Here is a 14,312-nt window from a genome sequence, read left to right on the forward strand (position 1 = left end):
AGCCGGAGACCCCGACGCCGCCCCGGCCCGAGCCGGAGCCACAACCGGAGCCGCCCGTTGTCCCGCCGCAACCGGATGAGTCCCCGCCGCCGACCCCGGTGGAGCAGCCGGTCGAGCGCCCCCAAGAGGTGCCGCAGCCCCCTCCCGAGGCCATCGCCACCCCCGCGCCCATGGAAATCCCCGATGATCTGCCCGCCGCTGCTCCGCGCGCGGGCTTTCTCGGTCGGCTTCTGGGGCGCGGCGAAGAGCGGGTCGTCACCCGCCGCGCGCTCGACGATGACATGTTGGAGCGCCTCGAAGAGCTGCTCATCACCGCCGACATGGGCGTCGAGACCGCGATGCGTGTGACCGCCAATATGGCCGAGGGGCGGATGGGCAAGCGGCTGTCGTCACAGGAAATCAAGGAATTGCTGGCGCATGAGATTGCCCGGATCATGGAGCCGGTGGCGCGCCCGATGCCGATCTATGCCAAGCGACCGCAGGTGGTGCTGGTGGTCGGCGTGAACGGGTCGGGCAAGACCACGACCATCGGCAAGCTTGCCAGCCAGTTCAAGGCCGCCGGAAAATCGGTGGTGATCGCGGCGGGCGACACGTTTCGCGCGGCGGCGGTCGAGCAGTTGCAGATCTGGGGCGAGCGCGCGGGCGTGCCGGTGCTGACAGCACCCGAAGGGTCGGACCCGGCGAGCCTTGCCTTTGACGCCATGACCAAGGCCGAGGCCGATGGCGCGGACCTTTTGATGATCGACACGGCGGGCCGCTTGCAGAACCGGGCCGACCTGATGGAAGAGCTGTCCAAGATTGTGCGCGTGATCCGCAAGAAGGACCCGGATGCGCCGCATAATACGCTGTTGGTGCTCGATGCCACGACCGGGCAGAACGCATTGAGCCAGGTTGAGATTTTCCAGAAGCTCGCCGATGTCTCGGGCCTGGTGATGACCAAGCTCGACGGCACCGCGCGGGGCGGTGTGCTGGTGGCTTTGGCTGACAAATTTGGCCTGCCGATCCACGCCATCGGTGTGGGCGAGCAGATCGACGATCTGGCGCCCTTTGATCCCGAGGAATTTGCCGCCGCGCTGACCGGTCTTGATGCGTGATGGCCGTTGGACCGGCCCGGGGCCGTGCTATTTTTCGACCAGCCGGATCACGTAGAGCACAAGCAGAACGATCCCCGTTGCCATCGCGGCCAACGGCATCTGCCCCGAGCCGCAGGCCAGGCCGATCGCGCCTGCCATCCACATGGACGCGCCCGTGGTGATATTGTGCACTTGGCCGCCCGAGGTGAAAATGGTTCCGGCGGCCAGAAAGGCGACCCCGGCGGTCACCGCTTCGATCAGGCGCAGCGGATCGACCCGCATCGCGTCCTCTGCGCCGAACGGCAGCGCGGCGAGTTGCTGGCTGACCAGAATGAAGAGACAGGCCGCCATAGACACCAGCATGTGCGTGCGCAGGCCCGCTGGCTTGTGCTTGCTCTCACGCTCGGCCCCGATCACGGCCCCGAGGGCGAGCGCCGCCAAAAGCCGGGTGGCGGCAACGAGCGGTGGCACGGCGCTGAATGTGCCCGAAAGCTCGTCAATAATGGTGTCCACCACGTGTTGTTCCATGCTGTCTGCCCCTCATTTTGTAGCTTACCCTAGCACGATCCTGCGCGGCGTCGCGAGACGCGTGGCATGAGCGACTGGCTGATCTCGTTGGAGGGCACCGAGGCGGGGCGGCACCTTGCCATGGTGCTGGCGCTGGCCGCCGCATTTTTGCACGCGGTCTTTGGCGCATTGCAGAAAGGTCGGCACGATCCGTGGCTGAGCCGGGGGGCGATCGACCTCAGTTACTGCTTCATGGCTGCGCCCTTCGCGCTATTCGTCGTGCCCTGGCCCGAGGCGCAAATGTGGCCGATCTTTGCAGGCGCGGTGGTGATTCACGTTGTCTACAAGATATTGCAGGCGATGGCCTACACCAAGGGCGCCTATACGGTCGTCTATCCGGTGGTGCGCGGCACCGGGCCGCTTTTCACCGTGATCGGCGCGTGGCTGATTTTCGGCGAGTTGTTCACGCCGCTGCAATGGGCGGGGGTGGCGGTGCTGCTCTGTGGCATTTACGGGCTTGCGGTCTATAACCTGCGCACGCTGACGCTGGATCGCGAGACCATGCCGCTTGCGCTTGGCCTTGCCGTGGCGACGGGACTGTTCGTGGCGCTCTATACCACCTATGACGCTTACGGCATCCGCGCGGCAGCCGATCCCTTTACCTTTCTGGCGTGGTTCTTCTTTCTCGACGGGATGAGCATCCTGCCGATTGCCGGGCTGCGGTGGCGCAACATGGCGGCGCGGCCCGCGATTGGCCCGCTGGTATTGCGAGGCGTGGCGGGCGGGCTGGTGGCGTTCTTTTCCTTCGGCTCGATCATGCTGGCCACGCGGCTCGACAAGGTGGGCGAGGCGGCAGTATTGCGCGAGACCTCGACCGTCTTTGCCGCCCTCATTGGCTGGCTGGTGCTCAAGGAGACCGTGGGGCCGCGCCGGATCGCGCTGATGGGGTTGATTGCCACCGGGGCGGTCATAGTTGAATTCGGCGGATGAACGCGCGACAAGCGCGCAGAACAACAGGCAAGGCGAGTGCGATGACAGAGAAAACCCCGCCCAAATGGGTCAAACCGGTTCTTGAGTTCGGGCCGATACTGGCCTTTTTCGCCGCGTATATGTGGCTCAAGGATCGCAGTTTTGCAATTGGTGGCACCGAGTATGACGGGTTCATCGTTGTCACCGCCGGGTTCATTCCGGTCTTTCTGGTCTCGATGGCGCTGTTGTGGAAGCTGACGGGGCATCTGTCACGGATGCAGATCATGACGGCGGTGCTGATCGTGGTCTTTGGCGGGTTGAGCGTATGGTTCAACGACCCGCGCTTTTTCAAGATGAAGCCGACGATGATCTACCTGCTGTTCGGCGGGGTGCTCGGGATTGGCCTCTTGCGCGGGCAGTCCTGGTTGCAGGTCGTGATGGAGGGCGTGATGCCGCTGACCGATCAGGGCTGGATGATCCTGACGCGGCGGCTGATGCTGTTTTTCTTTGGCCTGGCTGTGTTGAACGAGGCGATCTGGCGCACGCAGAGCGAGGAAATCTGGGTCTATTTCAAGACTTTCGGGCTGACGGCGGCGATCTTTGTGTTCTTCATGTCGCAGGGCAGCCTGTTTCGTGATCATGGCACGGAAGAGGACGACAAGGGGGCGTGAGAGAAGCGGCCTTGAGCTGCCGTTCGTTCGACAGACCCGGCGCGGAACAAGGCCGAAGGCCGCCGCGCCATCGGTCATGCCGGAGGCATGCTTTCAGCATGACCCGCCCCCACGGACTGGCGATTTGTCTAAGTCAGCGCATCGATTAGAGTTTTTCGGATTTGGCTGATATAAAGCGCCCTGAAGCAGCGTTGGATCGCCAGCCCGCGGCCTGGCAATGGCGCGGCTCATGGTAACGGCAGAAACAGGCCACAGCGCCCCCGTGCTCTCACTTTTTCGCCGTCGGGTCGCGCCGTTTGTCGGCATGCAGCGCGCGGCCGCGTTGCACGCCATCCCGCGCGCCCACGACCTCCAGCCAGCGGGCGAAATGCGGCTTGTCGTCGAGCGTCTGCTGCTGCCCTTCCCATAGCGAACACCAGCCCCAGAGCGACATATCGGCGATGGAATAGAAATCACCCGCCACATATTCGTTATTCGCCAACCGCCGGTCCAGCACACCATAGAGCCGCGCGACTTCGCCCCGGTAGCGGTCCTTGGCATAGGGGATGTCTTTGGGCGCGAATTTCAGGAAATGATGCGCTTGGCCTGCCATCGGCCCGATACCGCCCATTTGCCACATCAGCCACTCCTCGACGGCGATGCGCTCTCGCTCGGTCTCGCCATAAAAGCGCCCGGTCTTGCGCGCCAGATATTGCAGGATCGCCCCCGATTCGAAGATGTTGATCGGGGTGCCATCGGGGCCATCGGGATCAGTGATCGCGGGGATGCGGTTGTTGGGTGACACGGCCAGAAATGCGGGTGCGTGCTGCTCGCCCTCGCCGATGTTGATCAGATGACAGCGATAGGGCAGGCCCATTTCCTCGAGCGCGATGGAGATTTTCCAGCCGTTCGGGGTGGGCCAGTAATAAAGGTCGATCGGGGCCTGCATGGCGTCCTCCTGCCTGTTCCGTCAGCACGTCAGGATGACAGTTTTCGCCCCGATGGCAAGGGCAGGCGCATCTCTGGCAGCGACATCAGGCGCGACCAGCGGGGGGCGGGGCGGTCGGGCAGGGCGGCGCGCAATTGTGCCAATGGCAACTGCTCGGTATTGCGCAGCAGCTTTTGATACATCGGAAACACACCGGGCCGGGTGTAGGGCGACCAGTGACAAATCCGGGCCGTGGGGTTGGCCACCTCGAAACCTGCGCGTCTCAGGGCGCGGAGCGTGCCGGGATGATCCATTTGCAGGTTGAGCACATTCGGGCCTTTTGGCAGGGCAAGCCCGAGGCTGCGGTCGCCGCGGGCCGGTGCGGGAATGAGGCATTCCAGAAGGAAATCGTAGAAATCGTTCTCGCGGCTGGTGACGTTGATCACTTCGGCGCTGCGGCCCGCCGGGGTTTCGAGTGCCTCGGCGGCGCGGCGTCCGAACTCGGCGCCGGCCAGCAGGATGAGCCGCCCGAGCGTGCCGGCCTGAAGGTGGGGCAACGCGGACAGCACCACGCGTGCGCCCAGCGAATGCGCCACAGCGTGAATCGGTCGGGCCGGTGCCAAGCGGCGGATCAACGTGACAAGCTGGGCGAGCCGTTCGCCCGCGCGCGCCGCCTCGGCATAGGCCTGCCAGAGGGTGCCGCGCGCGTGCCAGCCAAAGCTGATGCCAAGCCCTTCATCGCGGGTCTCCTGGCCGAATCCGAGGCCGGCGGGCCAACTGATCACCTTGAAGCACTCGCGTTCTGGCGAGAGCGAGAGAATGTGCCGGTGCGGGCATTCATGGGCATGGCCGGGTGCGTATTTGAAGCCGTGAATCATCAGGATCACCGGGCCTTTGCCAACCAGTAGATCCGGCAGCATCTCGCCCAGAGTTCCCGGCAGGTCATGCAATTCGGGTGCGTCTGTCCCGGCATCGACATGAATGAGCGGCATGCCCCTGATCCCCACTACATCTTGTGGATGGGATGTAGGGACGACATACGAAGCCATGGTGACGTTTCCGTTAAACCTGCGTGACAGTGTTGACGAAACCCGCCCGCAGGAGTAAGCGACCCGCGTGGCGATTTGTTACCGGATTGCGGGCCACGTAAAACACAACCGCTAAAGAGGTCAGGAGAAAGCCCCCTTTCGCTTGGCCGCGTCGGGGCTTTTTTTATGGGCGAATGCGCCCGGAGGACGGGATATGAGCGACAGTTGGCAGAAACGCACCAAGCTGGTGCATGGCGGCACGCGGCGCAGCCAGTATAATGAGGTGAGCGAGGCGATCTTTCTCACGCAAGGATTTGTCTACGAGAGCGCCGAGGCGGCCGAGGCGCGGTTCATCAAGGCGGGTGACGACGAGTTCATCTATGCCCGCTACGGCAACCCGACCGTGGCGATGTTCGAGGACCGGATTGCCGGTCTCGAAGGCACCGAGGACGGCTTTGCCACGGCAAGCGGCATGGCGGCGGTGTCGGGCGCGCTGACGTCGATGCTGCGGGCGGGCGATCACGTGGTGTCGGCGCGGGCGCTCTTCGGCTCGTGTCTTTATGTGCTGGAAGAGGTGCTGACGCGCTTCGGCGTCGAGGTCACGTTTGTCGATGGCACCGATATCGAGCAGTGGCGCGCTGCGATCCGGCCCGACACCAGGGCGGTGTTCTTCGAGACGATTTCCAACCCGACGCTCGCCGTGGTCGATATCGGCGCGGTGGCCGAACTGGCCCATGCTGTAGGCGCGACGGTCATCGTCGACAACGTCTTTGCCACGCCGGTCTTTTCGCGCGCGGTGGAGCAGGGCGCGGATGTGGTAATCTATTCCGCGACCAAGCATATTGACGGGCAGGGGCGCGCGCTGGGCGGTGTGATCCTTGGTACGCGCGAGTTCATCCGTGGCACGGTCGAGCCCTACATGAAACATACCGGCGGCTCGATGTCGCCGTTTACCGCCTGGGTCATGCTCAAGGGGCTGGAGACCATTGACCTGCGGGTGCGCGCGCAGAGCGCGACCGCACTCAGGATCGCGGAGGCGCTGCACGGCGATCCGCGTCTGGCGCGGGTGATCTATCCGGGCCATCCGAGCCATGCACAGCATGATCTTGTGACGGATCAGATGGGGGAGGGCGGCACTGTTCTTGCGCTCGACCTCAAGGGCGGGCAGGAGGCCGCGTTCCGGTTTTTGAATGCGCTGGAGATCGTGATCATCTCGAACAACCTCGGCGATGCAAAATCCATCGTGACGCATCCGGCAACGACCACTCATCAGCGTCTACCGGCGGAACAAAAGGCCGCGCTCGGAATCACGTCCGGTCTGGTGCGGTTCAGTGTTGGGCTTGAAGATGCCGATGACCTGATCGCCGATCTTGAGCGCGCGCTTGCCGCGTCGGAGTGACCGCCCAAAAGTTTTCAGTCGTTTCCGTAGCTTGGAATGATCCGTTTTGCCGTTTTTGTCGTAAATCCCTACGATAATGGCAATTTCTGCAGAAACGCCTTATGTAAGGGTTTGGCAGAGCGGATAGGGAACCGTTGTGATGAATGTGCATCCGTCAGAGATGAAGCCCGTGCCGGACCGGGACGAGGCCCGCGAAGCGCTTGCGCTGTTGCGCGACTGGGCGCGTGCCGCGTCGCCCGAAGAGGTGGCCGACCTCGATCCGGCCATCGCGCGCCTGCTGCCATCGGGTGAGCTGTCGAACTATCCTGTGCTGACGCGGGACTACCCCGAAGATTTCGCGGTGGACGCGGCCTACCGGGCGAGCCTGCCGGATCTGCAGAATGGGCCGGCGTCGCTCATTCGGGGCACCAAGCAACAGTTGCAGCATGTCGGGATCTCCAACTTTCGCTTGCCGATCCGGTACCACACGCGTGACGAAAGCGATCTTACGCTGGAGACGTCCGTGACCGGCACGGTCAGTCTGGAAGCGGGCAAGAAGGGCATCAACATGTCCCGGATCATGCGCAGCTTTTACAAACATGCGGAAAAGACCTTCAGTCTTGAGGTCATGGAAGCGGCGCTGGCGGATTATATCGCCGATCTGGACAGTGTTGATGCGCGGTTGCAAATGCGGCTGTCCTATCCGGCGCGGGTGCAATCGCTTCGGTCGGGTCTGGCGGGGTTTCAATACTATGACATCGCGCTGGAATTGGTCGAGCAGGCCGGCGTCAAGCGCAAGTTCATGCATCTCGATTATGTCTATTCCTCGACCTGCCCCTGCTCGCTGGAACTGAGCGAGCATGCGCGCGCCGCGCGCGGTCAACTGGCCACGCCGCACTCGCAGCGTTCGGTTGCGCGCATTTCGGTGGAACTGATCGAGGGTGATTGCCTGTGGTTCGAGGATCTCATCGAACTGGCCCGCCGCGCGGTGCCGACCGAAACGCAAGTGATGGTCAAGCGCGAGGACGAGCAAGCCTTTGCGGAGTTGAACGCGGCCAATCCGATCTTTGTCGAGGACGCCGCGCGCCTGTTCTGCGCGCAATTGCTGGCCGATCCGCGGATCGGCGATTTTCGGGTGGTGGCGAGCCATCAGGAGAGTTTGCACAGTCATGATGCGGTCAGCATCCTGACAGAAGGCGAGACGTTTGCGGCGCACAGCCTCGATCCGAAACTCTTTCAGACATTGGTGCATGGTCGGTAGCCTCGGTTTCGGGCAGATTGCGCAGATTTTGAGCAAGGTTCCGCGCGGCGCCTGTAATTTGATTTGACCTTTGGTCACTTTGCTGCGACGCGGCATGAAGAGCGTTATGCTCCTGTCATCTGCCTGTGGTAGCCGCAGGCTCGCACTTGTTGAAGAGGACGAAACCATGCTTGCTCCTGACCTTCCGCTCAAATTGTCCGCTGCCGGGATCCGATTGACCGGGTACATGATTGAAAAACAGTTGCGCGTGGCGCAGGTGTTTGGCGAGGCGGCGTTGAAGTCGGGGCCGTTCGCGCATGGGTTTGGCGCTGCGGCGTCCACGACCAAACCGAAAGCGGCGACAGCCAAGCCGCGCAGCACAACGCCGGTTAAACGGACACCGGCCAAACGGGCGACATCCAGCGCTCAAAAGACAGCGACAGCAACGCAGAGCCCGGCACCGGCAGCCACGCCAAAAGCGGCACCGGCGACCAGGAAAAGCACGTCTGCACGTGCGAAGACCGAAAGCTCTGTCTCGAAGAGCACGGCCAGCACCCCGAAGCGCACCGCAGCGGCCCCGAAGAATGCGGCCGCCCCGGCCAAGACGGCAACGACGGCGCCCAAAAGCGCGACGCCCGCGACTGAAGAACAGTCTAAATCCAAGGCGCCGACCCAGTCTGCGCCGCAGTCCGCGCCTCAGCCTGCACCCAAGCCCGAGACCAGATCGGACGCGGCCTCGAAGGCAACAACGTCGGATGCCAGGCGCACACGCGCGCCATCCACGCCGCCGGCCATGCCTGCTTCGTCGACCAAGGCGAAGACCGACTGACAAAGAGCGGTCGGGATGCGTTTGACGCAACCCGGCCATTCCGGTTTGGCGATGGTAATGTAAGCGCAGTTGACCTATTTATCAGTCAGGGAGGGAACCGAAGCACAACCGAAGTGAGGTTTCCAAATGGCTAATATAGCAACGAATATTTCCGCGTCGCCGCTGCGTGACACGTGGAAGCGGTTTACTGCGGCTCTGGTGCGGGGCATCGAAGCACAGCACAACGTGACGGCCCGCCGGAACCGTATTGACGCCCTCGAGGCGAAATCCGATGAGGAGCTGGCCAAGATGGGCCTGCGCCGCGAAGACATCGTATACCACGTCTTCAAGGATCTGTTCTACGCCTGAGCGCCGGTGTTTGGATGGTGCCATAGTCTTGCCCCGGCCGCTGCGCCGGGGCGGTCTGTTTGGCAGGTTGCTGAGTCTCGGCTATTCGTCGAGCGAGCCATGGATCGCGAATTGCTCGAGGTCCGCCTCCTGCGCCTCGATCATGCTGTAGGTTTCGCGCACGCCGCCCTCGGTCAATTCACGCAGGACGGTCAGTAGCGTATTGGGCGCGTGATCGTCACACAGGTCCCCCATATGCGCCAGTTCATCGCGCGCCACGGGCAGCGCCGCCTCGGGCGAGGGCGCGCCGTAAAACTCGACAAAATGCTGAGCAAGGGTTTGGGCCAGTGTCTCGACCTCGGCCTGCTCGATCTGCGTCACCGCAACGAAGGTCACCCGGCCAAAGGTCTCCAGCCCGAGCCAGCCATTGGCGAATGCCTGTCGGGATTTGCCTGTCAGATCAGCCTCGGACCAGTTGGAAAACTCGAATCCGCCCGAGATGCACCATTCGCCGGTGCGCGCGGGGCTGTGATAGACGCGTTGGTCGCTTTCGTCGAAATGGATCGCGCGGGCGAGTTTCATTGCGGGGTCTCCAGGCGGGTGCTGAGGGGGATGAGATGTGTGGTATCGTTGTCACGGATGAGAATGCCAAAGCGGTCGTCGACGCCGAGATAGGTGCCGCTGTGGCCGTCAATGGTGATGTCCTCGCCGATGCCATGGGCCAGACCGCGCCATTCGGCATGCAGCACCTTGGGGCCGCCGTCTTCCCACCGGTTGATCCAGACCAGCGTGTGCCGGGCCCAAGCCTCCAGCAATCCCACGGGATCGACCTCGGCGCAGCCCTCGTCATAGAGCGCGGTCTGATCGGGCGCGTCGCCGGGCCGCTCGGTGATCTGGATCAGCGGCAGTTCAAGGCCGACGACGAGCCAACCGGGCTCTGCATCCGGTGCGGTACCACCCGCCGCGACGCGCAGCCGTCCGCAGGCGGCACCATTGACGCGCAGCCCGCCTGACCATTCCAAGTGCACGGCCACTTCGGGCGGAGCGAGCGCGCCGAGCGCGTTCTGGAAGCCGACGCCGCAGGCGGGCAGCATCGCCATCGCGTCTTCGAGCGGGACCTCGGGGGCCATGACGATGGCGGCCAACAGGTGATTGGCCGTCACGTTATGCACGATAAGCCCCGCGTCACAGCCCAAGGCGGCCATGGCGCAGGCCTTCTCGAACGGGTCGATCGCGCCCTCGACGGCGAGGCCGGACATGAGCGGTGGAAAGCTCGGCTCGCTCATGCAATGCCCTGTGCTATCAACTGGCGGGCCACGTCGCGAAACGCCTGTGCCTGCGCGCTCTCGGGCTTTGAGACCACGATGGGCGCACCGCCATCCGAGGCGAGGCGAATATCGAGATGCAGCGGAATTTCCGCCAGCAACGGCACGCCAAGCTTCTCGGCCTCGGCCTTGACGCCGCCATGGCCAAAGACGTGTTCCTCATGGCCGCAATTGGAGCAGATATGCGTGCTCATGTTCTCGATCATGCCCAGTACCGGCACGTGCAGCTGGGTGAACATGTCGATCCCCTTGCGGGCATCCAAGAGCGCCACGTCCTGCGGCGTGGAGACGATGATCGCACCGTCTACTTGCGCCTTTTGCGCCAGCGTCATCGAGACGTCGCCGGTGCCGGGCGGAAGATCAACGAGCAGGCAATCGAGCGCGCCCCATTGCACCTGCATCAGCATCTGTTGCAGCGCCCCCATCAGCATCGGGCCGCGCCAGACCACCGCCTGACCCTCGTTGGTCATCAGGCCGATGGACATCATCGTCACGCCGTGGTTGCGCATCGGCAGGATGGTCTTGCCATCGGGGCTGGCGGGGCGGCCCGACACGCCGAGCATGCGCGGCTGCGAGGGCCCGTAGACATCCGCATCCAGCAGCCCCACGCGCCGCCCCTCGGCGGCGAGCGCGCAGGCGAGGTTGGCCGAGACGGTGGATTTGCCGACGCCACCCTTGCCCGAGGCGATGGCGATCAGGTGATTGACGCCGGGCACCTTTTCAGGGCCTTTCGGCTCGGCGGTCTTGGCGGGTTTCAGGTCGGGCGGGGCCTTGGCGGAATGGCCGGTCAGCACGACCGAGACGGTCTCGGCCCCCGGCAGCGCCTTGACCGCCGCTTCGGCCGCGTCGCGCACCGGATTGTAGGCCTCGGCCTTGGCCGGGTCGATCTCGAGCACGAACCGCACCGCGCCGCCCTCGACGGTCAGCGCGCGCATCACACCCGCCGCCACGATATCCGATCCGCTCACCGGATCGGTGATGTCTTTCAGCGCCGCAAGGACGCCATCCCTTGTCAATGCCACGTCAGTCCTGCCCTTTGATCTTGCCGGTCACGGTATGTTCGACATCGAGACCCTCGACCGTCAGCACAACCTTGGCCTCGAATTCCTGCCCGGCGGTGGCGCCTTTCTTGCGCAGGCCCTCCTCGATGGCCTGTTGCGAGGTGACGCCCACCTGCTTGAGGAATTTGCGCATCGACATGTTGAAATCGTCGCTCATCGGTTTCTCCCTTCATGGTTCAGAATGCTTGACGCCGATATAGGCGTTTTCCTAGGTTTGGGTATGCGTGGAGTGATCTCTCATCTTGCAAACCGTCTGTGGATCGTGGTTGCGGCTCTTGGCCTCCTGCTTGGCGTGGATCAAGCCCGCGCCGATGACAAGAGGTTTCGGCTGAGCGCGCCTGCCGTCCTCGTCGATAGCGGGTTGCTCGATTACCTGCTGCCGCGGTTTTCGCTCAAGACCGGGGTGCGGATCGAGGTCGTCGGTGTGGCCGATGAGGCGGATGTCACGCTTGGCCGTGAAACGGGGCGTGCCGTCTTCAAGGGGGAGGGTGCCGTGTGGCGCATGGCGCGTGCGGGCGATCATCCGGGGGCGGCGCGGTTTGCTGAGTGGCTGACCTCCGAGATCGGGCAGCGCACTGTCACCAGCTACGAGGTTGCGGGGCGCGCGCCCTTTACGCTGCCGGAGGTGGCCGAAGAGGCCGAGGCCGTACCCGACTTTGATGGCGACGCTTCCGAGGGCAAGCGGGTGTCGCTGACGCAATGTGGGCGCTGTCATGTGGTAGCGCCCGAGAACCGGATGAACGCCATGGGCTCCACACCGTCTTTTGCCGTGCTGCGCACAATGCCCGACTGGGCGGCGCGGTTTCAGAGCTTTTACGCGCTCAGGCCGCATGCTGCCTTTACCCAGGTCGAGGATGTGACCGCGCCGTTCCCGATCAACCGGCCCTCGCCCATCGTGCCCGTCGAGGTGACGCTCGACGAGGTGGAGGCGATCCTGGCCTATGTGGCGGAGATGGCCCCCGCCGATCTGGGCGCGCCGATTCAATTTCAGTGATCCTTACGCTTGCTGAGGTAATCCTCGGTGGTGCGCACGCGCGGGCGCGGGCCTGCGGCGAACGGATTGTCGCCCGAGTGGAACTGCGCGTTGATCCGGCAGCCTTCGCACATCTGGATCATCCTTGCGGCATCCGAGGTGGCGAACATCGAATGCTTGCCCGCCAGTTTCTCGGTGATCCGCTCAATGGTGGATTTTGAGCCGAAAAGCACGCCGCATTCGATGCAGGCGAACGGCTCTTCCTCGTTGAGCACCACTTGGGTGAGGGCGCTGTCGTCGAGATTCATCTGCGGCTCCAGCGTGATCGCCTTTTCGGGGCAGATCGTGGCGCAGATGCCGCATTGCAGGCAGGCATCCTCTTGGAACCTAAGTTGCGGCAGGTCCTCATTGTCCATCAGCGCGCCCGAGGGGCAGAGCGACACGCAGGAGAGGCAGAGCGTGCAGGCATCCTGATCGACCAGCACCGCGCCATAGGGGGCGGCACCGGGCAGGGGCAGGGTGCCGCCATCGGTGTTGAGCGCGCGGGCCGCGAGGCGGGCGACCTGACGGCGGCTGCCCATCGGCAAGACCGGCTCGGACAGCGCCGGGGCAGGTTCGGCGTCATAGAGCGCATCGCAGAGCGCGTCGGGATCGGCGAGGTCGAGCATCCCGACAGGCGCACCGCCTGCCATCGCTTGTGCGAGCGGCACCTCTTGGTCGAGCGCGTCGCGCTCGGTGCGCGGCGACAGCAGGACCCATACGGCCCCAAAGCCCGAGGCGAGGGCGGCGAGGATCTCGGCATGGCCAAAGCCCGAGAGCGCCGACACTTCCAGCGGGATCACATCGGCGGGCAACCCGCGCCCATGGCGCGCGGCGAGGCGGATCATCTCGGACCCGTGGCTCGCGTCATGCACCAGCAGGCGCGGCGCCTCGCCGCCAGCCTTGCGATAGGCCGAGGCGAGCGTCTGGATGCGCCGAAACGTCATGTCGGGCGGCGGCGCGTCATAGGTGATCGCGCCTGAGGGGCAGCGCGCGGCGCAGGCGCCGCAGCCCGCGCAGATCATCGGGTCAATGCTGACATGATCGCCATCGGGTGAGATTGCGCCAGTGGGGCAGATATCAAGACATTTGCTGCACCCGGTCTGCTCGGCGCGGCTATGCGCGCAAATCAGCGGCTCGAGCGCCACGTAGAGCGGTTTCTCAAACGTGCCGATCATCTGCGCCGCCTCGAAGACCGCGTCCGAGACCGCCGTCAGACTGCCGGGATCGGCGCGCAGATAGCCCTCGCGTTTCTGCGGGGCGGGGAACATCGGCGTGCCCCCCGTAAGGTCGAGAATGACATCGCATTGCGTCTGCCCGCCGTCACGGGGCGCGGTCCAGCGCAGCGCGCCGCGCCCGCCGGGATTGACCTGTTGCAGCGCGTCGAGGCGTAACTCGAACTGGCCCAAGGACCCGCTTGCCTGCGTGATACGGCCCCGAATGGCGTCGAACTCACGCGCCTCGGGTGGGTCGGTGTCATCTGTCAGCAGCACCGTGACCCCCAGAAGCGGGGCCAGTTTTTCGGCGGCGGGCAGCACCACGTCGGAGGCTCCGACGATCAGGCAGAGCCCTTCGGAAACCACGTCGAGGGTCTTTTCCGGGGGTGTCGGCAGCGCCGCTTCGGCCAGCAATGCGGCCATTTTGGGTAGTTTCGGGGCCGGATCGTCGGACCAGCCGGCCCGGTCGCGCAGATCGACAAGGGCGGGGGTGTCGGCCTCCAGATCGGCGGCCAGCTCCTCGAAGATCCGGGCCTCCTGCGCGCAGCAAATAATTGCCTCGCCGCCCTCGATCGCCTTGGCCGCCGACCCGATCTCGTCGGTGCAAAGCGCGCTGTGCAGCCGCGAGCAGGGCAGACCGGTGGCCGTCTCCAGCCCGTCGGCGTCAAGCGTTTGTGACGCAGAACAGTCACACAATATCAGTTGCTTAGGCATTTTCACCCCGGGTGTTTTGCACGGCTGGGAAGGCGACGTTTTCCGTCTGTTCGG

At 64.3% G+C, this 14,312-nt stretch carries 16 protein-coding genes and 1 riboswitch; of the genes, 7 read left to right on the forward strand and 9 right to left on the reverse strand.

Going from position 1 to position 14,312, the window contains the following annotated elements; genetic code table 11:
* On the forward strand, positions 1 to 1,094 hold a 1,094-nt coding region (gene ftsY, locus Q0X85_RS00005; protein ID WP_297767308.1), incomplete at its 5' end, for a signal recognition particle-docking protein FtsY.
* 27 nt (positions 1,095 to 1,121) lie between these two features.
* Here the strand turns inward: ftsY and Q0X85_RS00010 are convergent.
* Complete coding sequence (locus Q0X85_RS00010) at positions 1,122 to 1,601, reverse strand: MgtC/SapB family protein (RefSeq protein ID WP_297767311.1); 480 nt, start codon at positions 1,599 to 1,601, stop codon at positions 1,122 to 1,124.
* Positions 1,602 to 1,667: 66 nt separating this feature from the next.
* Here Q0X85_RS00010 and Q0X85_RS00015 point away from each other — a divergent pair, with 66 nt between their 5' ends.
* Entirely contained in the window at positions 1,668 to 2,570 is a 903-nt protein-coding gene (locus Q0X85_RS00015) for an EamA family transporter (protein ID WP_297767314.1), read from the forward strand.
* Between the two features lie 41 nt (positions 2,571 to 2,611).
* Positions 2,612 to 3,220: an inner membrane-spanning protein YciB gene (locus tag Q0X85_RS00020; RefSeq protein WP_297767316.1), complete on the forward strand. Its 609-nt coding sequence runs from the start codon at positions 2,612 to 2,614 to the stop codon at positions 3,218 to 3,220.
* Positions 3,221 to 3,488: 268 nt separating this feature from the next.
* Here the strand turns inward: Q0X85_RS00020 and Q0X85_RS00025 are convergent, their stop codons facing one another.
* Positions 3,489 to 4,148 (reverse strand): glutathione S-transferase N-terminal domain-containing protein, encoded by a 660-nt coding sequence (locus Q0X85_RS00025; protein WP_297767319.1) that lies wholly within the window; start codon positions 4,146 to 4,148, stop codon positions 3,489 to 3,491.
* 29 nt (positions 4,149 to 4,177) lie between these two features.
* Positions 4,178 to 5,119, reverse strand: coding sequence for an alpha/beta fold hydrolase (locus Q0X85_RS00030; protein ID WP_297767322.1), 942 nt, complete (start codon positions 5,117 to 5,119; stop codon positions 4,178 to 4,180).
* 114 nt (positions 5,120 to 5,233) lie between these two features.
* Positions 5,234 to 5,312: riboswitch (SAM riboswitch) on the forward strand.
* 57 nt (positions 5,313 to 5,369) lie between these two features.
* On the opposite strand from Q0X85_RS00030, the gene metZ reads away from it, so the two are divergent.
* Positions 5,370 to 6,554 carry an O-succinylhomoserine sulfhydrylase gene (gene metZ / locus Q0X85_RS00035; protein WP_297767324.1) on the forward strand — a complete coding sequence of 395 codons (1,185 nt, stop codon included), beginning with the start codon at positions 5,370 to 5,372 and terminating at the stop codon, positions 6,552 to 6,554.
* A gap of 139 nt (positions 6,555 to 6,693) precedes the next feature.
* Complete coding sequence (gene folE2, locus Q0X85_RS00040) at positions 6,694 to 7,794, forward strand: GTP cyclohydrolase FolE2 (RefSeq protein ID WP_297767327.1); 1,101 nt, start codon at positions 6,694 to 6,696, stop codon at positions 7,792 to 7,794.
* 405 nt (positions 7,795 to 8,199) lie between these two features.
* On the opposite strand, the gene Q0X85_RS00045 is transcribed toward folE2, so the two are convergent.
* Positions 8,200 to 8,397, reverse strand: coding sequence for a hypothetical protein (locus tag Q0X85_RS00045; protein ID WP_297767329.1), 198 nt, complete (start codon positions 8,395 to 8,397; stop codon positions 8,200 to 8,202).
* Positions 8,398 to 8,728: 331 nt separating this feature from the next.
* On the opposite strand from Q0X85_RS00045, the gene Q0X85_RS00050 reads away from it, so the two are divergent.
* Positions 8,729 to 8,950, forward strand: a complete 222-nt coding sequence (locus Q0X85_RS00050) for a hypothetical protein (protein ID WP_297767332.1) — start codon at positions 8,729 to 8,731, stop codon at positions 8,948 to 8,950.
* An 81-nt stretch (positions 8,951 to 9,031) separates the two neighbouring features.
* Here the strand turns inward: Q0X85_RS00050 and Q0X85_RS00055 are convergent, their stop codons facing one another.
* The 4 genes from Q0X85_RS00055 to Q0X85_RS00070 are packed head-to-tail and all read right to left on the reverse strand — an operon-like array spanning position 9,032 to position 11,472.
* Positions 9,032 to 9,511 (reverse strand): DUF6505 family protein, encoded by a 480-nt coding sequence (locus tag Q0X85_RS00055; RefSeq protein WP_297767335.1) that lies wholly within the window; start codon positions 9,509 to 9,511, stop codon positions 9,032 to 9,034.
* The gene (locus tag Q0X85_RS00060) at positions 9,508 to 10,215 is read right to left on the reverse strand and encodes a biotin/lipoate--protein ligase family protein (RefSeq protein WP_297767337.1); all 708 of its coding nucleotides are present in this window, start codon (positions 10,213 to 10,215) and stop codon (positions 9,508 to 9,510) included. Before Q0X85_RS00060 ends, Q0X85_RS00055 begins: the two co-directional genes overlap by 4 nt.
* Positions 10,212 to 11,276: an Mrp/NBP35 family ATP-binding protein gene (locus Q0X85_RS00065; protein WP_297767339.1), complete on the reverse strand. Its 1,065-nt coding sequence runs from the start codon at positions 11,274 to 11,276 to the stop codon at positions 10,212 to 10,214. The genes Q0X85_RS00060 and Q0X85_RS00065 overlap by 4 nt, the downstream gene beginning before the upstream one ends.
* A 1-nt stretch (position 11,277) precedes the next feature.
* Positions 11,278 to 11,472, reverse strand: a complete 195-nt coding sequence (locus tag Q0X85_RS00070) for a DUF6494 family protein (protein ID WP_297767340.1) — start codon at positions 11,470 to 11,472, stop codon at positions 11,278 to 11,280.
* A gap of 63 nt (positions 11,473 to 11,535) precedes the next feature.
* Here Q0X85_RS00070 and Q0X85_RS00075 point away from each other — a divergent pair, with 63 nt between their 5' ends.
* A complete protein-coding gene (locus Q0X85_RS00075) occupies positions 11,536 to 12,309 on the forward strand; it encodes a hypothetical protein (RefSeq protein ID WP_297767342.1) in 774 nt (257 codons plus the stop codon).
* Here the strand turns inward: Q0X85_RS00075 and Q0X85_RS00080 are convergent.
* Positions 12,303 to 14,258: a 4Fe-4S binding protein gene (locus Q0X85_RS00080; RefSeq protein ID WP_297767345.1), complete on the reverse strand. Its 1,956-nt coding sequence runs from the start codon at positions 14,256 to 14,258 to the stop codon at positions 12,303 to 12,305. The genes Q0X85_RS00075 and Q0X85_RS00080 overlap by 7 nt on opposite strands.
* Positions 14,259 to 14,312: the final 54 nt, after the last annotated feature.

Source organism: uncultured Roseovarius sp. (genome assembly GCF_947259555.1).
Lineage (GTDB): Bacteria > Pseudomonadota > Alphaproteobacteria > Rhodobacterales > Rhodobacteraceae > Roseovarius.